The 18,326-nt window shown below is 69.5% G+C and carries 11 protein-coding genes; 3 read left to right on the top strand and 8 right to left on the bottom strand.

The features are described 5' to 3' along the window. Nucleotides 1-33: 33 nt before the first annotated feature. Together hutU and ABZU43_RS06025 are read right to left on the bottom strand one after the other, a co-directional pair. Complete coding sequence (hutU, locus tag ABZU43_RS06030) at nucleotides 34-1,722, bottom strand: urocanate hydratase (protein WP_355005434.1); 1,689 nt, start codon at nucleotides 1,720-1,722, stop codon at nucleotides 34-36. A 17-nt stretch (nucleotides 1,723-1,739) separates the two neighbouring features. Beyond that, nucleotides 1,740-2,591, bottom strand: coding sequence for a MurR/RpiR family transcriptional regulator (locus tag ABZU43_RS06025; protein ID WP_355005433.1), 852 nt, complete (start codon nucleotides 2,589-2,591; stop codon nucleotides 1,740-1,742). Nucleotides 2,592-2,602: 11 nt separating this feature from the next. Between ABZU43_RS06025 and ABZU43_RS06020 the strand changes: the two genes are divergently transcribed. The 3 genes from ABZU43_RS06020 to ABZU43_RS06010 all read left to right on the top strand — a co-directional run bounded on the left by ABZU43_RS06020 (nucleotide 2,603) and on the right by ABZU43_RS06010 (nucleotide 8,635). Next, nucleotides 2,603-4,324, top strand: coding sequence for a hypothetical protein (locus ABZU43_RS06020; RefSeq protein ID WP_355005432.1), 1,722 nt, complete (start codon nucleotides 2,603-2,605; stop codon nucleotides 4,322-4,324). A 151-nt stretch (nucleotides 4,325-4,475) separates the two neighbouring features. Next, the gene (locus ABZU43_RS06015; protein ID WP_355005431.1) at nucleotides 4,476-6,461 is read left to right on the top strand and encodes a hypothetical protein; all 1,986 of its coding nucleotides are present in this window, start codon (nucleotides 4,476-4,478) and stop codon (nucleotides 6,459-6,461) included. A gap of 95 nt (nucleotides 6,462-6,556) precedes the next feature. After that, on the top strand, nucleotides 6,557-8,635 hold the full coding sequence (locus ABZU43_RS06010) for a sialate O-acetylesterase (protein WP_355005430.1): 2,079 nt from the start codon (nucleotides 6,557-6,559) through the stop codon (nucleotides 8,633-8,635). Here the strand turns inward: ABZU43_RS06010 and ABZU43_RS06005 are convergent. The 6 genes from ABZU43_RS06005 to ABZU43_RS05980 form a co-directional block, all read right to left on the bottom strand. Then, nucleotides 8,632-12,087, bottom strand: a complete 3,456-nt coding sequence (locus ABZU43_RS06005; RefSeq protein ID WP_355005429.1) for an acyltransferase family protein — start codon at nucleotides 12,085-12,087, stop codon at nucleotides 8,632-8,634. The genes ABZU43_RS06010 and ABZU43_RS06005 overlap by 4 nt on opposite strands. 1 nt (nucleotide 12,088) lies before the next feature. Continuing rightward, on the bottom strand, nucleotides 12,089-13,420 hold the full coding sequence (locus tag ABZU43_RS06000) for a polysaccharide biosynthesis C-terminal domain-containing protein (RefSeq protein ID WP_355005428.1): 1,332 nt from the start codon (nucleotides 13,418-13,420) through the stop codon (nucleotides 12,089-12,091). Nucleotides 13,421-13,446: 26 nt separating this feature from the next. Then, nucleotides 13,447-14,514 (bottom strand): glycosyltransferase, encoded by a 1,068-nt coding sequence (locus ABZU43_RS05995; protein ID WP_355005427.1) that lies wholly within the window; start codon nucleotides 14,512-14,514, stop codon nucleotides 13,447-13,449. Beyond that, a complete protein-coding gene (locus tag ABZU43_RS05990; protein WP_355005426.1) occupies nucleotides 14,514-15,479 on the bottom strand; it encodes a glycosyltransferase family A protein in 966 nt (321 codons plus the stop codon). Before ABZU43_RS05990 ends, ABZU43_RS05995 begins: the two co-directional genes overlap by 1 nt. 89 nt (nucleotides 15,480-15,568) lie before the next feature. Next, nucleotides 15,569-17,218 carry a sugar transferase gene (locus ABZU43_RS05985; protein ID WP_355005425.1) on the bottom strand — a complete coding sequence of 550 codons (1,650 nt, stop codon included), beginning with the start codon at nucleotides 17,216-17,218 and terminating at the stop codon, nucleotides 15,569-15,571. An 87-nt stretch (nucleotides 17,219-17,305) separates the two neighbouring features. Beyond that, a complete protein-coding gene (locus ABZU43_RS05980) occupies nucleotides 17,306-18,208 on the bottom strand; it encodes an LCP family protein (RefSeq protein ID WP_355005424.1) in 903 nt (300 codons plus the stop codon). Nucleotides 18,209-18,326: the final 118 nt, after the last annotated feature.

Genomic DNA, 18,326 nt, shown 5'->3' with positions numbered 1-18,326 from the left:
CTGCGGGGCTCCGCTCCGCTGCACTCCTCGCGCTCACGCGGCACCCCCCTCCGTCATCGGTACCCGGACCCCGGTGCGGTCGGCGACCTCGCGGGCGCTCTCGTAGCCGGCGTCGACGTGCCGGATGACGCCCATCGCCGGGTCGTTGGTGAGCACCCGCTCGATCTTCTGACCGGCGAGGGCGGTGCCGTCGGCCACGCACACCTGCCCGGCGTGGATCGACCGGCCGATACCCACCCCGCCGCCGTGGTGGATGGACACCCAGGACGCCCCGCTTGCCGTGTTGACCAGGGCGTTGAGCAGCGGCCAGTCGGCGATGGCGTCGGAGCCGTCGGCCATTGCCTCGGTCTCCCGGTACGGGCTCGCGACGCTGCCGGTGTCCAGGTGGTCCCGGCCGATCACCACCGGTGCGGAGAGTTCGCCGGAGGCGACCATGTCGTTGAACCGCACGCCCGCCCGGTCCCGTTCGCCCTGACCGAGCCAGCAGATCCGGGCCGGCAGGCCCTGGAAGGCGACCCGCTCGCCAGCCAACTTGATCCACCGGGCCAGCGACTCGTTCTCCGGGAACAGGTCGAGGATGGCGCGGTCGGTGGCCGCGATGTCGGCCGGGTCGCCGGAGAGCGCCGCCCACCGGAACGGACCCCTGCCCTCGCAGAACAACGGCCGGATGTACGCGGGCACGAAGCCCGGGAAGTCGAAGGCGCGCTGATAGCCGCCGAGCTGCGCCTCACCCCGGATCGAGTTGCCGTAGTCGAACACTTCGGCGCCCGCGTCGAGGAAGCCGACCATCGCCTCGACGTGCCGGGCCATCGACGCGCGTGCCCGGTCGGTGAACTCGGCCGGCTTCGCGGCGGCGTAGTCCCGGGCCTCGGCCAGTTCCACCCCCACCGGCAGGTACGCCAGCGGGTCGTGCGCGCTGGTCTGGTCGGTCACGATGTCGATCTCGACGCCCCGGTTCAGCAAGTCCGGGAAGACCTCGGCGGCGTTGCCGACCACGCCCACGCTCAGGGCCCGGCGCTCCCGCTTCGCCGCGCGGACCCGAGCGATCGCGTCGTCCAGGGAGTCGGCGACCTCATCCAGGTAGCGGTCGTGCACCCGACGGTCGAGCCGGGTGCGGTCCACGTCCACGATCAGGCAGACGCCGCCGTTCATGGTGACCGCGAGCGGCTGCGCGCCGCCCATTCCGCCGCAGCCGGCGGTCAGCGTCAGCGTGCCGGCGAGGGTGCTCCCGCTCTGCCCCTGCCCGTCGCCGCGGGCGTCGGCGATTTTGGCGGCCACCGCCGCGAACGTCTCGTAGGTGCCCTGGAGGATGCCCTGGGTGCCGATGTAGATCCACGAACCGGCCGTCATCTGCCCGTACATGGTCAGGCCGAGCTGTTCGAGGCGGCGGAACTCCGGCCAGGTCGCCCAGTCGCCGACCAGGTTCGAGTTGGCCAGCAGCACCCGCGGCGCCCACTCGTGGGTGCGCATCACCCCCACCGGACGGCCCGACTGCACCAGCATCGTCTCGTCCTCGCGCAGGTCGGTCAGCGTGCGGACCAACGCGTGGTACGACGGCCAGTCCCGCGCCGCCTTACCGGTGCCGCCGTAGACCACCAGGTCGTCGGGGCGTTCGGCCACCTCGGGGTCGAGGTTGTTCATCAACATCCGCAGGGCGCCCTCCTGCTGCCACCCGCGGGTGGTCAGCTGGCTGCCCCGTGCGGCACGAATGGACTGGGTCATCTCTGGTTCTCCTCCGGTCAACCGAGGAACAACTGTCGGCGGGCCGCGGAGGCTTCGAATGCCTCCAGTCGGCGCTGGGTTTCGCCCGGTGTGGCGTCGCAGATCGCCTGCAACAGCACCATGGCCAGGGTCATCGGGGCGGTGTGCAGGTCGAAGACGAGCTGCGCGCCGACCGCGGCGGCGAGCACCACGTCGGCGTGTTCGGTGGCCGGGCTGACCGGTGAGTCGGTGATCGCCACCACCGTCAACCCGGCGTGGCGGGCGTCGCGCAGCGCGTCCAGGGTTTCCCGGGGGTAGCGGGGCAGCACGAAGGCCAGGACGGCGGACGCTCCGGCCTCGGCCGCCTGCTCCAGGCGGTCGGTGAGCAGGCTGCCGCCGTCGTCGAGGACCCGTACGTCCGGGTGCACCTTCGCCGCGAAGTAGGCGAAGTACGCGGCCAGTGGCGCGGCGGCGCGCAGGCCGAGCACCGGCAGTGGGCGACTCTCGGCGAGCAACCGCCCGGTCTCGGCGATCCGGTCCCGGTCGGCGAGCTGACCGGCCAGCCGGTCCAGGTTGCCCATCTCCGCGCGTACCGCCTGCTGGAGTTCGTTGCCGGTGTCCGTCGATCCGCCCGGAGTCGAGCCGGTGAGGTCGCGCAGCCGGCGGCGCAGGGCCGGGTAGCCGTCGTGCCCGAGCGCGACGGCGAACCGGGTGACCGACGGCTGACTCACGCCGGCCAGCTCGGCGACCTCGGCGGCGGACAGGTACGCCACGCCGGGGGCGTGCTGCACCAGGCAGTGCGCGATGCGGCGCTGGGTGGGGGTGAGGCGCACCCCTTGGAACAGGTCGAGCACCCGGTCAGCGGGTGCCGCGACAGCTCCTTCATTCATGAGCTGACTCTATGCATAGAAACTTTCATAGACAACCACCTCGGGTCACCCCCGCCCCCCGTTCAGCCGTCGCGACTCGTAACATGCGGGCGTCCAGCGCGAGCAGGATCGCGCCAGCGAGAAGGAGCGTCGTGGTCGCAGTCGAGGACGCCCCACCCATTCAGGCCTCTCGTCCGGCGCCCTCTCCGCGCGTTCGGGGGGCGGTCGGTGAGGCGCTGCCGATCCTCGCCCTTATCGGGGCCTTCTTCGTCGTCAACGACATCCGGTCGTGGCTGACAGCCCAGTACTGGGGCGACGAGGCGTGGGTCGCGCTCTCGGTCCGCTTTCCCCTCGCCGACCTGCCGGTGACGACCTCGTCGAGCCCGATCGGGTGGAGTTTCCTGCTCCGACTGGTCCCGGACATCGACCACCTCCGGGTCGTACCCCTGGGCTTCCAACTGCTGACCGTCGTCGCGGCCTACTTCTTCGGTCGTGCTGTTGGCCGGAACCGTGCGCATGGCATTCTCATCGGCCTTGTGACCGGGCTCGTCGTCCTGCTGCTGCCGGCCCAGCAGATCCGTCACGACCTGAAGCAGTACACGGCTGACGCCGCAGTGGCGGTCTGCCTGCTCGCCCTGGCCGCCTGGACGGAGCAGTCGTGGTCCCGACGGAGGCTTGCCGTCGTAGTAGCGGTGGTCTTCGCAGGGATGCTGGTGAGCCACACGACCGCGATCATCGCACCCTGCGTTTTCGGGGGCCTGCTGTTCGCCGCTGCGGTTTTCTCTCGTAACTGGTCGAGGACTGTTCGAACAGCGGTCGCCGGCCTCGCTGCCGGAGGGTTTGCGGCAGCTGTCTACTTCGGTGTCTCCGTCCGCGCCGACAACGACGCCATGCACGGCTATTGGACCTCCTACTTCCCGACCCTCTCCTCGCTACCCGAATACCTCGTAGCCCGGATCAGCAATCTGCTTCCCCTGCTTGGCGTTCCCGGATGGCTCCTCGTCGCGCTGCTGCTGCTCGGTGTGCTGACCCTGGTCCGTCAAGGTCGCCCTGGTACAGGCATCGCCATCCTGCTGGTACCGGTCGTGGCTACTGGGCTGGGACTCGCGCAGATCTACCCCCTTCTCGACCTTCGCACCTCGCACTTTCTGCTTGTGCTCACCGCGGTGGTCGCTGGCATTGGCGTCGCGGGACTGGCTGACCTGGTCGCGATGGTGGTCCGTCGTGGTCGGCCGGTCGTTGTCTCCGGCGTGATCTGCGCGCTGCTGCTGTCCAGTTACGCGGTCGCCAACCAGCGTTGGTGGCGCTTCGACGGCGACGAAGCCGGCCTCTGGCGCAACCACAGCGCGGTGACGACCATTGGTTCGGCTACCCGTTACGTCGCCACACACGCCGGCCCGAACGACATAGTGGTGGTCGCCGGACCGGCCTGGTTTGGATTCGCCCTCTACTCCGACGACCCCCTCGAACTCGTCGCGCCCATATCCAGCACCGTGGGCTTCACGGTGGGCATGCCCAACCGACCGAACGTGGTGCTCCCTCTGATTGACCCGGCCGGCGGCGCGCGGAGCATTCAGCGGGCCCTGGACGAGATCCTGGCGAAAGCATCGACGCGGCCACCTGGAACGCAGGTGTGGCTGATCCGGACCTACACCCATCCCAGCGAGCCGGACTGGCGCGCCGCGCTGGCCGCCTACCAGGTGCGCTCGGTCACCTCCGGGCCGGAACCGGTCGTCGTGATCAGCAGGAGGTGACGGCCGGAGCGAGCGGCCCTGCAGGGGACCGCGGACGGGCGTCCGCTCGCTACAACCTGCGCGATGGTTGATCTCTCCGTCCGTCGACCGGCGGGTGGCAAGTTGTGTGCCGCTCGGTACTATCCGCAGGGCGTCGAGCGGAGGAGTGCCAATGCAGCCGGAGGGCCCATACCGCTTCACCCACATGTTGGGTGGATCCCCGGTGGGTAAGGCTTGGGCCGCGATCGATGGGCAGGGACGTTTCGCTACGGTGGCGGTGCTGGATGCCGCCGTGGCCGCCGACGTCAAGTGGCGACAAGCGTTCGTCACTGTGGCGAACGCTCTCGCCCAGTCGAGCGACGGGCCTGCCTTCGCGTACGCGGACTTCTCCGCGGCGAGCCCGTGGGTCGCGTATCCCGCTGAGGCTGGGCCTGGGGCGGAGCGGCTGTTCCGAGCCCTCGGCGTCGAGTATCAGGCAGTCGACGTAGCACCGCAGCCCGTGTCGGGTGTGCCGCAGCCGGTGTCGGGTGTGCCGCAGCCCGTCTCCGGTGTGCCGCAGCCGGTGTCGGGTGTGCCGCAGCCGGTGTCGGGTGTGCCGCAGCCGGTGTCGGGTGTGCCGCAGCCCGTCTCCGGGGGGCCGCCAGCGCCGTGGGCCATCCACGGCAACCTCATCCCTGGCCAGGCAGCCGACTCGACCACCCAGCCCGTCTCGGCCGCCCCGGCGTCGCCCGCTGGCGAACCGGCCTCCGCGCACACAGTTCAGGTGCCCGTTGCCCAACCCGGCATGCAGAGCGAGCTGCCCACGCACGATCCGTTCGCCGCGCCCGTCCGTCGGATCAAGCCGTCCGCGCCACCCAGGCGGCGCACCGGGCTGTGGGCCGCGCTCTCCGCGCTGGCCGTGGTTGTGGTCGTGGGAGGTGGGGTGGGCATCTGGGCGGTGACGTCCGGTGACCCCGCAGATCCAGTGCCCACGCCCCCGGTGACGTCCACTGCCTTCCCGGGCGAGGCGCAGGCGCTTCCTGGCCTGAAGCCATGGGCGGAGGCCGCCCTGCGTAGCCCCGAGGAACGTGCGTTGGCGGTGGCCGGACCGTCCATGGTGTTCCTTGAAGCAGTCTTCACCGGGTACCTCCGAAACAAGGTCGACAATGCGCTGCTGCGCGAGGGCCCGGTCACCGTCAGCCGGCGCTGCAGCGGGTTTGTCATCAACCACGGTGGATACGCCCTCAGTAACGGCATCTGCCTGCAACCGCCGCCCGAGATCCTGCTCGGCGGTGCCCTGAACACCGTGGCCAATGTGCTGGTTTCGGAGGGACGACTCGCCGCGAAGGACTTCGATGCCTTCATCAGGGACCGGGTGAGGACCTCGGCCTTCACCGGCATGGGTGCGGCCGACCAGCCCGAGTTGAAGCTGTATGGACAGCTCAACCTCGCTAAGGGTGACCTGACGGCGACCCCAGCGGTGAGTGGCGCAGTGGTGCGGACGCTTCCCGTCGAAGCTGGCAACCTCACCCTGGTCAAGCTCGCTCAGGAGAATCTACCGACCGCTGAGTTGAATCCGTCTGCCGTCGTCGCCGCGGACACCCCCGTCATGCTCCTCGGCTACAACACCACGGATACCACCTACCGGTCCGCCGAATACAGAGTGGAAACCAAGACGGTGAACGTCACCGGGGTGGACGATCGCTCGGCCCTGACTGTCTACCGCGTGAACGAGGACCTGGGGCCATACTCGAAGGGCGGCATAGCAATCGACCCGAGCGGCCGCATCGTCGGCATGGTGGACTCCGACCTGCTGAGGCCGGACAAGGCCAACCGCATCCTCGTGCCGGTCTCCACCATGGTTGGTCTGCTCGGTGCCGCGGGGATCAGCAACGATCTCGGCCCGGCCGACAAGGTCTATCGCAGCGGGCTGGAGGCGTACTTCGCCGGCGACGATTCGACCGCCGCGGCACGCTTTGACGAAGCGGCCAGGTCGTCGCCGGCCAATCTGCTTGCCCAGTCCTACCGCGAGGCCGCCATGGCGAGCGGTCGGAACGGCGGCACGTCGGACCGGCCCGCATGGGCGGTGCCGTTGCTCGCCGGCGCCGGCGGGGCCCTGGCCGTCGGGCTCGTGGTGCTGGTGGTGTTTGTGCTCGGGCGTCGTAGAGGCAGCTACTAGGAGGTCCACGGTTGCCCGGTCCCATCCCCGCATTGGGCCGTCTTTGGGCGGGGCCTCGCCTCGTCTGGGTTGCTGCTGGCGTTGTCGGTCTACTGGTGGCGGTCGTCGTAGCGATTGACTGGCCACCGTCGGACGGCGGCCGGCCCACCGCCGCCTGGTCGGCGCCGGAGTTCGACGACGCGCAGCGACCAGTGACGCCAATCGACGACACCGCCTGCTCCGCCAATGCCGGCGGCATGGCTGGTTTCCTCCCAGTTAGTGCCATCGACCTGCCCGAACGGGGGGACGGGCGGCCCCCGGCCCTCGTCTTCGACAAATCCTCGACCATCACCGGCGGATTCGACCGGGTCGGCTACTGCCTCGAACTGGACCGCCCACCCGGCCGACAGTGGGTATGGACGGCAATGGCGCCCTTCACCGACGACGTCCACCGGCTGGGCCTGCCCGACCGATCCGACCCGATCGTCCGGCAGCGCGTCGCCGACCTGGAAGTCGCTACGAACGTCCCCGGGCTTACCACCGGGACCGGTCTCACCGGCTATCTGGAGATATGGCCCAACAGCTATCGTCCTTTCGCCTCCCGCCAGATCCCCGCCGCCTCGACTCAGCAGTACGACGCCGACGACGATCCCCAGGTCGCAGACTTCTATGGCTCATTCCAGGTGCATCGTGTGGCCGCAGACCGACCAGCCGCCGAGGTGCCACAGACGATCCTGGCCGTCAACGGCTTCACCCAACCGGGTCGGCCGCTCTCCCTCGGCATCGGATCGGCGCCGACCGGTAACTCCGACTGGACCTTCGCCGACAACGCAGGTGCGCTCGGGCAGCGGCGCCTGACCGTGTATGCCCGCCCAGCCCTCCTCGCCGTCGATCAACATCCAGCGGACCGGCAGTTGTACCAGCGAGATGAAGCAGGCGGCGCGACGGTGCTGGTGGCCGGACGGGCCGCGGACCCGCGGGCCGCCGCAGTGCGCATCAAGGTCGTCAGCGGTTCCGAAGCCTGGGAGGAAAGCACGGTGGTCCGTCCCGGTGGCGCGTTCTCACTCCGCCACCGGATCTCCGCAGCGCTGCGCGCGTACCGATTCGACCTCTACGTGCTGGGCGACGGTGTGCATCGTCGCGTCGCCCGGTGGGAGGGTGTCGTGGCCGGCGACGTGTACGTGATTCAAGGCCAGTCGAACGCGGTGGCGGCTGCCTACCGCGGATCCTCAGGGGAGGAGGAACACGAGTTCATTCGCAGTTTCGGCTCGTCGACTCCGGAACCGGACTTCTCAGCGGCCGAGCGGAGCTGGAACTACGCGGTCTCTGACGTCATCCAGCAACCCGGGTCGGTGGGTCAGTGGGGGATCCGGACAGCACGGCGGCTCGTGGACACCTACCAGGTGCCGGTGGCCATCCTCAACGGTGGCTTCGCCGGAAAGACCGTGTCGTACTTCCAACGTAGCGACGTTGACCCCGGAGACGTACGTACCAACTACGGTCGGCTGCGCCAGCGTCTCCTTGCCGCAGGGCTGTTCGGCCAGATCCGGGCGGTCTTCTGGTACCACGGCGAGGCTGACCGGAACGACGCCGCTGGGCACATGGCCGGTGTCACGAACCTGCTGCGTAACTGGCGTGCCGAGCTGGGGACGGACAGCCGCTACTACGTGTTCCAGGTACGGACGTCGCCCTGCGATGACAGCTCGCCTGGCCCGCTCCGAGAGGCCCAGCGGCGGATGGCGGACACGCTCGGGGTGACAGTGCTGTCCACCAGCGGCCTCACTGGCCGAGAAAACTGCCACTTCGCATGGGAGAAGGGTTACCGGGAACTCGGTGACCAGGTCTTCGCGACGGTGGCTCGTGATCTCTACGGGGGTGCGGCCGCTGGTGTAGCGGCGCCGAACCCCCGCTCGGCGGCATTCGTCGACGGCCGCACCCGGGTCGTCATCCAGCTCCGCGACAACGACAAGCTCACTGTCAACCCCGGGGCCGCGGCCGACTTTCGGATCACCCGCAGCGGGGTCTCGGTCAGTGGCGTGGAGTACCGCGACGGTGGCCAGTTGGAGCTGACGCTCACCGGCCCCGCGTTCCCCACGAGCGGCGTCAGCTATCTGGGCCGGACCGCGCCGGGGATCGTCACGGGTATCGGGGCCGGACTGCTGGCCTTCCAGGACCTGCCGATCGTTGATGGCTAGCTGCCGGGCATGGCGGCTGGGGTCGTCAGCGCCTTGGCGAGCGAGGGTCGCAGAGCTGCCGTCAACAGCGGCGCGAGGCTGCGGGCGTACTCGCTGGTGATGTGTGAGGCGTCCCGCCGCACGACCACACCGTTCACGAACGCGGGACAACGATCGTCAGGGGCGCAGAACCACGACCGGGTCGATACGTACGCGGATCCCGGTTCGCTCCACACGCGTTCGTCGGCCTCCGCGTACGACCGCCACAGCGCCTGAATTTTCGCCACGCAGTCCTTCGGGCTGGAGAAGCGGGTGGCACAAGCGGTCGGGTTCATCGCCGGAGGCGGGGGCTGAAGGGCAACCACTTCGCCAGCGGGTGAGAGCCACTCCCTGGCCTTCCTGGCCGATGCCTCCCAGATGGGCAGCGAGGGCTTCCCGCCCTCTGCCTGCAGCCGCTGCGCGTAGGTGTTGGTCACGATGACCAGCGCCGGCTTCACGTCGGCGATGAACGAGCGCACGATCTCCTTGTGGGCCGGGCAGGCCCGGGTAATGCTGTCGTCGTCGGCGATGGTCGTCGTCGACAGCAGCGGGCAGCCGACGTAGGTCATCGGGTGGACCGTCCAGCCCTGAGGCTCCAGCGCAGCCCGGATGGCCGGCAGCCACGCGATGGCGGTCGAGTCGCCGACCACCACGGCAAGGCGTTGCGGATCGACGTTGACAGCTGAACAGTCCCGACCGCGCGGTGTGGCCGGTCCGCAACCCTGGGAGTCCTCCCGGGCGAAGCCCTGCCGACCCACCTCGGACAGGGCGGGGGTGACTGGCGGCCACTCCTTCGCCCGCAACGCCTCCTCGACTGCGGCGGCCAGTGCGGTCTCGCTCGTGAAGGCGGCCGGATTCGGTGCGGGCGGCCGGGATCCGGGCCCGAAGGCGACTACGGTGACCAGGACCAAGCCCGCAGTGAGGGCGGCGACCGGTGCGCCCCACAGGAGACCACGCACCCGGGACCGGGGGCGGCCCGGTTCCCGCGGCTTGCTGTCCAGCCACGAGGAGCGCCGGATCGGGTCCTCCAAGAGGTGGTACGAGGCGACGGACAACAACGCGGTGCCGGCGAGCACGACGAGTTGCGTCTTGCTGCTCTCTGCCGGCAGCACCGCGCCGATCAGAACGATCAGTGGGAAGTGCCACAGGTAGAGGGAGTAGGAGATATCGCCGACATACCGTGACGCGGGATTCGTGAGCGGCAGCATTCGCGGCGCGCCGCCGGCACCGCCTGCCACCACCAGGACCGCGGCGAGCACCGGCAGCGCCGCACCCGGGACGGGGAATGGCGTCTGGGGGCCCACGAGGAAGAGCGAGGCGACCAGACCCCCGAGGCCAACCCACTGCATGGCGAGCCGTACCCGGGCCGGTAGGGCCGCCCACCGGTGTGCCGTCAGCGCGATGAGCCCACCCACCGCCAGTTCCCAGGCGCGGGAGAAGGTCGAGTAGTACGCGTCGGTGGGGGCATGTCCTGTCTGCCACAGGCCGAAGGCGACTGAGGCGAGGGCTAGCACCGCCATGATGCCGCCGAGCACCCACCGTGCCTTCGGTTGCGTCCAGCGGAGCCGTTGTGCGGTGAAGCCGAGAACCAGTGTGATCAGGACCGGCCAGACGAAGTAGAACTGCTCCTCGACCGAAAGCGACCAGTAGTGCCGTAGCGGCGACACGGGCCCATCCGCCTGGAAGTAGTCGGTGCCGGCGGCGGCGAAGCGCCAGTTGGCCGAGAAGAGGGCAGCGGCCAGGGCATCCCAGGCTGTCGACCGCAGGCGCTCGCCGATGAACAGCAGGGAGGCCGCGAGGTAGGTGGTGACAAGGACCAGCAGCGCCAGCGGAAGGATCCGCCGGATCCGTCGTCGATAGAAGTCCGTGAAGGAGATCCTGCCGGTCCGTTGGTGTTCCTTGAGCAGGAGGCCGCTGATGAGAAACCCGGAGATGACAAAGAAGACGTCGACTCCGACGAAGCCGCCAGCCGGCCAGTGGAAGACGTGATCGGCGATCACCACGACGACGGCGAAGGCCCGGAGCCCTTGGATATCCGGACGGAAACTGGAAACCGCAACCGGCGTACCAACTGTCGTGGACGTCCCGGGGTTGGCCGGTGCTGCCGCGGTGGCGTGATGCCGTCCCGTCAGCCACCTGAGGCTGGCGAATGGGCCGGGCCGGTCTACCAGGTCCACCGGTCCGGGCGACTGGGCGCGGGCCGGGGTCGCGGACACCGAGGCGGTCAGCATCAGCAGCATGGCGATCCAGGTCAGCCCGTCAGCCGACAGCGGGTTCCACACGACTTCGGTGAACGAGTAGATGACAAAGAGGACGAGCGGGGTCTTTGCGGAGAAGGCCCGCCCGTCGACGACTGGTCGGTGCAGCAACGCAGCCAACCAGAGGCCCCACAATGTCAGCGCGACGAAGCCCCCGGAGAAGATGGCCAAGACGTAGCCGGAGTGGAAGAAGTGGTGAGGCGCGTCGCCGATGTCCCGGAGGTAGTACCACTTCGAGACCCCGACGCCGGTCACCTCCGACCCTGCGATGTATTCGCGAACGTGGACCCAGATGTTGCCACGGTTGCTCAGGGTGGTCTTGGACGCGCTCCAGGTCAGGTAGGTGGCCGCTCCCACGGCGCCGACGACCAAGGCAACGCAGAACGCGAAGTTGATCTGTGCGTACGCTCGCCGCCGCTCGAGGAACGACGCGCCGAGCAGCCATCCGCCTACCGCTGCGAGGGCCAGGAAACTGGTCCGGGATCCGGTGGCAATGATGATCAGCAGGCAGAACGCCACAGCGGCCCACCGCTCCCAGCGACGCAGGCCGCAGACGGCCGCCACCGCCGTGAACGAGGCGATCATGGCAACGTAGTTCTCAGAGTCGTAGAAACTCTTGAACAGTGCCCCGGCCAGCGAACACTTCTCCAACTGCCCGCCGGTGCAGGTTCGCCACGACTGCTCGTACAGCGCGGTCGGGATGGCCAGCAGTGCCAGGACCGCCAGCCCCGTGTAGGCCACCGCCCGGACGCTCACTGCGGTGCGGGCAGCCATCAACCAGACGGCGAGCAGCACTAGCGCGGCCGCCGAGTAAGCCGGCAACCGAGAACCGTAGAAGCCGTCTCCGGTGAGGGCGTCGACGCCGGCAGACCAGGCGAGCAGCGCGCCGGCCATCGCGATCGAGATCCGCAGCCACACATCGGAAGGTCCGCGCAGAACCGCCCGGCCGGTGAGCACCAGCCAGGCCAGCAGCGTGATCAGCAGTACGCCGATCAGCGCCGAGCTCTTGTCGCCGACGAGCGCGGGCGCCGCGTTGGTGAGCACGGCGAACCCGACCAGAGCGACAGCGGTCGCACCGTCGCCAAAGGCGGCGGCGATGTTCCGCGGGACTCGGACCAACCACAGGGCTACCGCGATGCCACCGACGGTCAGTAGGACACCGAAGATGGTGGTCACGTCAGACCCTTTCTCGGTCAGCTGCCGATGCCGCCTCAGCATCGGCGTCGCGGTGCGGGTCGCGTCGCAGGGCAGCGACGAGGCACCCCCACAGCAGGACGGCGAGCAGAGCGTCGCACACCAGACTCGACACCACCGCACCCTGCCACCCGTACGCCGGAATCAGCCAGACGTTCAGGCCGGCATTGACCACGCCGACCGCAATCTGGGCCACAGTCCGGCGTCCCTGCATACGGGCACCGGACAGGGTATCGGCGGCGAGGTAATGGATTGCCTTCAGCACCAGCAGTGCACTCAGGCCCTGCAGAGCGAGGGTGGCGGCCTCGTACTCGGGGCCGAAGACCACTGGCATCATCCAGGCGAACGCGACGAGAAGAAGCGATGCCGGCACGCTGAACGCCAGGTAGCGCGGCAGCAGCTTGCGCGTGAGCCGCAGTGCGGCTCGAGGGCCGTTGCGCCCCGCCTCAAAGAAGTTGGGGTACGCGACAGCCGCCATCGACCGGGCGGGCGTGTACGCGAAGTCGACGACGCGGTACGCCGCGGCGTAGATGGCCGCGCTCTCCGTGGTGCCCAGCTTGGAGAGCATCACCTTGTCGAGATCGTTGTACACGGTCTGGGCGGACAGACCCACGGCGAACAGCATGCCGGTCCGCGCCTGCGCCAACGATCCCCGGACTTCCAGGGGAGTCCGACCTGACCCGCGTAGGCCACCCAGGACCACTGCCACGCACACCACCGTCGACAGCAGCACCGAGGTCACGGCCCAGGCGTGCAGGGTGACCGGCCCGGCCGCCGCAGCCAGCACGATGACCCCGACCAACCGGGAGACCTGTAGCAACGCGGGGATGACGGAGGCCAGCAGAATCCGGCCCCGGGCCTGGACTGAGGCGGCCACCGCCTCGATGAGGCGCCAGGCCACCAGGTCGGCGAAGGCCAGACAGAACAGGTCGATCAGGCTCGCCTGCGCGCCCCAGATCAGCGCGCCCGCCGCAGCGACGAGCACTGTCGCGCCAGCCCCGAACACCACCGACAGCAGCAGCCCTCGGGCCAGGTGACGGGCCCACTCGGCAGGCGCGTCGGCGTGGCTCTGGAAGATCAGGCTCGGTGCGCCGGCCGACGCGAAGGGCGAGATGACCGCCACCAAGGCCGTGATGCCGACGAAGAGGCCATACGTGTCGATGGGCATCTCCCGCGCCAGCAGCACGAAGAGTGCTCCCTGGGCGAGAGTCCGCAGCAGGGTTCCCACGAAGAACCTGCCGGACTTGCGCAGGAAGGCGTCACCCCGGCGAGGCGCCCGGTGACGTGGCGACGCGCTCCGGTCCGGCTCGCCCACGAGGTCGACTGCTCCTTGGGCGAGGGTCATCGTCGTACCGCCTCCACCCACTGTCGGCTGATCCCGGCCGGATCGAAGGCGGCCGAGCGGGCGTGCCAGGCCTTCTCGAACTCCACCGGACCGGGCCGGCCGAAACCCGTCAGGTGCCTGATCGCCTCGGCGAGGGCGGTCGAGGTCGGGGCCGTCGTCAGCACGCCGGGCACCAGGTCCGGCACCATCTCGTCGACGGCGGACACGGGCATCGCGGCGACGGGCAGCCCCACTTCGGCTGCCTCCACGAGGCTGAATCCGAAGGTCTCCGCCAGTGACGGGTGGACGAGCAGGTCGGCGTCGGTCAGCAGCCCACGGACGTCAGGGATCCGACCGAGAAAGGTCACCCGATCCGCCAGGCCGCGCTCGCGCGCCCGGGTCTCCAGCAGTGTCCGCTCCTCGCCGTCTCCGGCAAGGGTCAGGTGGTAGGAGGTGGGCAGTTCCGCGAGCGCGTCGATGGCGCACAGGTGGTTCTTCAGGGGGCGGAGCGCGCCGGTGGTGACCAGCCGGATCCTCCTTGGATCGGCGATCGGCCGGGGCGGGACGAACGGCGCGGTCGGCACCGGGTTGGGGATCGTGACGACGCGCGACCCGGAGTGAAGACTGCGTACCGTCCGGGCGACGCCGTCGGACACGGCCACGACGAGCCGTGGCCGGAGGGCACCGAACCCGGAAGCACGGGCGAGCATCCGTACCCGACGGTCGGCCCGCATTCGCTCGGGCAGCAGCGAGTGCTCCCATGCGATGAAGGTCCGAGATGAGCCAGCCAGAGCCGCCCCGACGGGCACGCTGCCCCACAACCCGCTGGCGACGACCTCCACGTCCGGGGGCAGGCTCCGCAGCCTGCGGCGCAGCGGGGGTACGGCCTCCACCAGCCGGGTGAGCCGCGACCCGAGGTCCAGGGTGTCGATACGGAGATCGTCGAGCCCGTGCGGAACTCCCCGGGACAGAACCGTCGCGGACACCTCCACGCCGTGACGTGCGAGCCCGCGCATCACCAGGACTGCGGCGCGCTCCATGCCGTAGTACGGCTCGAGCTGCGGCAGTACGAAGTGCAGACGCATCAGTGTGGCCGTTCGGTCTCAAGCGGTCGAGTGGGGCTGCTGGGGGCCTTCGACTTGCGCATGGCGACCCGTTCCAGGGTCGACCTGGGTACGAGCCCGAGCGCCGCCAGCACCGCGTTCCGGGCGGACGGAGGCGAGTTGCGGCGGATCGCCCGCACCATCTCCCGCACGCCCTCCCGGTCCCGGGCCTGGAGAGCGTAGCGGAGGGTCTGGGCCGCGATGAAGTCCGAGAAGGTCCCCGGTGCCCACACTCCCTCCCAGCGCTGGGCCCAGTGCCACGAGGTACGCCAGTCGGCGCCGGCCGAGATCGACCCGGGGCTGCCCACCGTGTAGACGGCCGTCGCCTCCTCCACCTGGACGATCTTCACGCGCGGCAGCCGGGCGACCCGGACCAGCCAGTCCCAGTCCTGGTGTCGGGGGAGCGTCTCGTCCCAGCGGCACTCGGTCGCCAACTCGTACGTGGTCAGGAGCGTCGACGTGGGCAACGACTGCCGGCCGATGCCGAGGTGACGGCGGCGGAACAGGTAGTCCTCCGGCAGCATGCCGTCGGGGATCACCTCGGCGGGTGCCGGTGTCGGCAGCGGCTCCGCGCCGTCCTTGCGTTGCAGGATCCGGGACGACACGACAGGGCGGAACCCGGCCGCCGCGACCCGCTCGAGCGCGGGAACCTGTGCCGCCAGCTTGGTCGGCAGCCAGGTGTCGTCGTCGTCGAGGAACGCGACGTGGCTGCCCGGGATGGCGTGGGTGACTCCGAGGTTGCGGGCGTACGACCCGCGCCGGCCGCCGCCGGTGCAGACCACCCGGTCGATGTGCTGCCCCAGGTTCCGCACCGTCTGCGGCACCTCCGGGGTGTCACAGACGACCACGATGTGTACGGATGTGCCCTGCTGCGATCGGGCGGAGAGCACCGCGTCGGCGATGCTGGGGCGGCCGGTGGTGGGGATCACGACGGATACGTTCGGCATTGCGTTCTCCATGCGTTGGGGTACGACCTGCACACGGCCGCCGGGCACGGCCGTGGCCGTACCCGGCGGTGTGCCGGTGCGTGGGCGGATCAGCGGCCGCCGGCGCGGAACACCTCGGTCACCGTACGGAGCACCACCTTGACGTCGAGCCAGAGGGACCAGTTCTCGATGTAGAAGTTGTCGAAGCGGGCCCGGTCGGAGATCGGGGTGTCGCCGCGCAACCCGCTGACCTGTGCCAGACCGGTGAGCCCGACCGGAACGCGGTGGCGCATCGCGTACTGGGGGTATTCGGCCGAGAACTTCTCGACGAAGTAGGGGCGCTCGGGTCGGGGGCCGACCACGCTCATGTCGCCACGGAGGATGTTCCAGAGCTGCGGCAGCTCGTCGAGGGAGGTCCTGCGCATGATCCGACCGATCGGCCCGACCCGCCGGTCGTTGGCGATGGACCAGTTGGTCTGCGACTCGTGCTCGTCGACGGGGCGCATGGACCGGAACTTGATGATGTTGAAAGGTCGGCCGAACCGACCGATGCGCTCCTGGTAGAAGAAGATGCCGGGGCCGCCGTCGATGAGCGTGGCGACAGCGCAGATGAGGAGCACCGGGCTCAGCAGGAGCAGCGCCACCGAGGCGAACGCGATGTCCGACGCGCGCTTGAGCGCGGACTGCGGGCCGGAGAGGGTGATGTCGCCGATGCTGACGACCGGGACCGCGCCGATGTGGTCGCCGTGCGAACGGGACCCCCAGAGGGGGGTGGCCGCCCACAGGTCGCACTCCGCCGTCCGTGGCCGGGCCAGGATCTCCATGAGTGAGGTCTCGGAGCAGCTCGCGTCCGCGACGATCACCACGTCGCACTCGCGCAGCCGTACGAGGCTGTCGAGGTCGTCGAGGGATCCGATCAGCGGCAGCGCCGACGGGCCGTCCGGGGTGTCGACACAACCCACGAAGCGCAGGCCGTACTGGGGGTAGCGGCGCAGGAGCCGGGCGAGTTCCACGGCGGTGGGGCCACTGCCGACGATGATGGTGTTGTGCTCGACCCACCGGCGCTTGCGGGCGATGATGGCGAATTCGCGGGTGAAGGCCCGGCCGAGGATGACCAGCCCTGCCGACGCGGCGACACCGCGGGTGAAGCTGAAGACGTACTCGGCGGATTCGTGACGCATCGCCGCGACGATGGCGACCGCGGACGCCGCGGCCAGCAGACGCCCGCAGAGGCTCGGCACCTCGTCGAGGAAGCTCACGTGCCGTCGTGCCCGGTAGAGGCCGCCGCTGGCAAAGACGATCACGGTCAGGACCGTCATGGCCAGGGTGCCGCGCCAGTACTGCTGAGTGACGAGCAACGGCGTCAGCAGTGCCAGGACGTCGACCGGCGCGGTCATCATCCAGGCCCGCAGCCACCGGGTCCGGGTCGAGGCGCGCGAGCCGGCGTACGGCAGGACGGCAGTCGTGTCCAGGCCGGCGCGAGGCTCGTGCTGTTCAGGTGCGGGTGCGGGTGCCGGGGCCGGCGAGGTCGAGCGCCGGTCGGCGGGAGCAGGGAAGGCCGGGGTCTGGTGGCCGGCAGGCTGGTAACCGGGAGGTTGGTAGCCGGCAGGCTGGTAACCGGGGAACTGGTAGGCGGGAGGGCTACTCCCGCCGCGACTCCCTTCGTCGTCCCCCTCACCGTCGCCCTGGGCGTCGGTGGCGTTGCCGGCCCGGTCATCGGCCGGCACCGGTCGATGCCACATAGCGGGCTGATTGGACATTGTGGACCTCCCCGTGAGGGCCGGCTGACCTGGCCGGTCCGTAATTCGAGACAAGGCGGCGGACGGCAACGGCCACCGGCCCAGGGGTTACTTGGCGCTGGCGAGAATCTCGTCGACGGAGTCCCGGCGCACGGCATCGTAGAAGGTCTTTGCCTTCTCGGTGTTCGCGAAGACGACGCTTTCGCTGCCCACTCGACCGGTGCCCTTCGTCGGGCTTGTGACGAAGGTGAGGTTACGACCACGGAGGCTCCGCAGGTCTGTCGCCATGCTGACGAGCGACATCTTCTCGTCCACCGCCACGGCGCTCGAGGTCGCCTTGACGAAGGAGTTGAGCCGCCCAGGGTTGGTGACGATGCCGCCGGACACGGCCTTGTCGAGGATGGCCTTGATGACCTGCTGCTGGTGACGGATGCGGGCGAAGTCGCCGTCAGCGAACTGTTTGCGCTGGCGGGAGTAGTCCAGGGCCGTCTCGCCGTCCATCCGCTGCACGCCCTGCTCGAACTTGCGGAACGGCGGGTGGATCGACGTGAACGACTTCTCCGCGTTGATGTCGACGCCGTCCAGGGCGTCGATGATTTCCTTGAAGCCAGCGAAGTCGACAATCATGACGTGGTCGATTCGCACCGTCGTGAACGATTCGACTGTTTGCACCATCAGCGGAATGCCACCCCAGGCGTACGCTGCGTTGATCTTCGCATCGCGGCCGCCGTGCTGGCCGTTCTTGGCCTTCGGCACGTTCACCCAGGTGTCCCGAGGGATCGAGACGAGTTGCGCGCTCGCTCGGTCCTTCGGGATGTGCGCGACGATGATGGTGTCCGTGCGCGAGCCGCCAGTGCTCTCCGGGTCGCGGGAATCGCTGCCCAGGATCAGGATGTTCATCGCGCCGTCGGCCACCGCCTGCGGACGCCCCTCCTCGGGAACGTCGGCGAAGGCATCCACCCGGTCGATGTCCTTCTCGACCGAGCGGAGATAGAGGGCGCCACCGATCATGCTGCCGCCGCCCAGGATCGCTGCGACTACCAGGCAGATGACGAGGACGCGACGCCAGCGAGGGCCGCGACGTCGCCGCTTGCCCCCGGCCGGGACATCCTCCTGCGGATCGGCTGCG

The organism is Micromonospora sp. NPDC005205 (assembly GCF_040608275.1).
GTDB lineage: Bacteria > Actinomycetota > Actinomycetes > Mycobacteriales > Micromonosporaceae > Micromonospora.
Note: the sequence above shows the minus strand (reverse complement) of the source record. Positions and strands in the feature narration are given on the sequence as shown.

Excerpts from the sequence above, each read along its gene's own strand:
- ABZU43_RS05985 (WP_355005425.1), bottom strand. The coding sequence starts at position 17,218 with ATGTCCAATCAGCCCGCTATGTGGCATCGACCGGTGCCGGCCGATGAC.
- hutU (WP_355005434.1), bottom strand. The coding sequence starts at position 1,722 with ATGACCCAGTCCATTCGTGCCGCACGGGGCAGCCAGCTGACCACCCGC.
- ABZU43_RS06015 (WP_355005431.1), top strand. The coding sequence starts at position 4,476 with ATGCAGCCGGAGGGCCCATACCGCTTCACCCACATGTTGGGTGGATCC.
- ABZU43_RS05980 (WP_355005424.1), bottom strand. The coding sequence starts at position 18,208 with ATGATCGGTGGCGCCCTCTATCTCCGCTCGGTCGAGAAGGACATCGAC.
- ABZU43_RS05995 (WP_355005427.1), bottom strand. The coding sequence starts at position 14,514 with ATGCGTCTGCACTTCGTACTGCCGCAGCTCGAGCCGTACTACGGCATG.
- ABZU43_RS06020 (WP_355005432.1), top strand. The coding sequence starts at position 2,603 with ATGCATAGAAACTTTCATAGACAACCACCTCGGGTCACCCCCGCCCCC.
- ABZU43_RS05990 (WP_355005426.1), bottom strand. The coding sequence starts at position 15,479 with ATGCCGAACGTATCCGTCGTGATCCCCACCACCGGCCGCCCCAGCATC.
- ABZU43_RS06025 (WP_355005433.1), bottom strand. The coding sequence starts at position 2,591 with ATGAATGAAGGAGCTGTCGCGGCACCCGCTGACCGGGTGCTCGACCTG.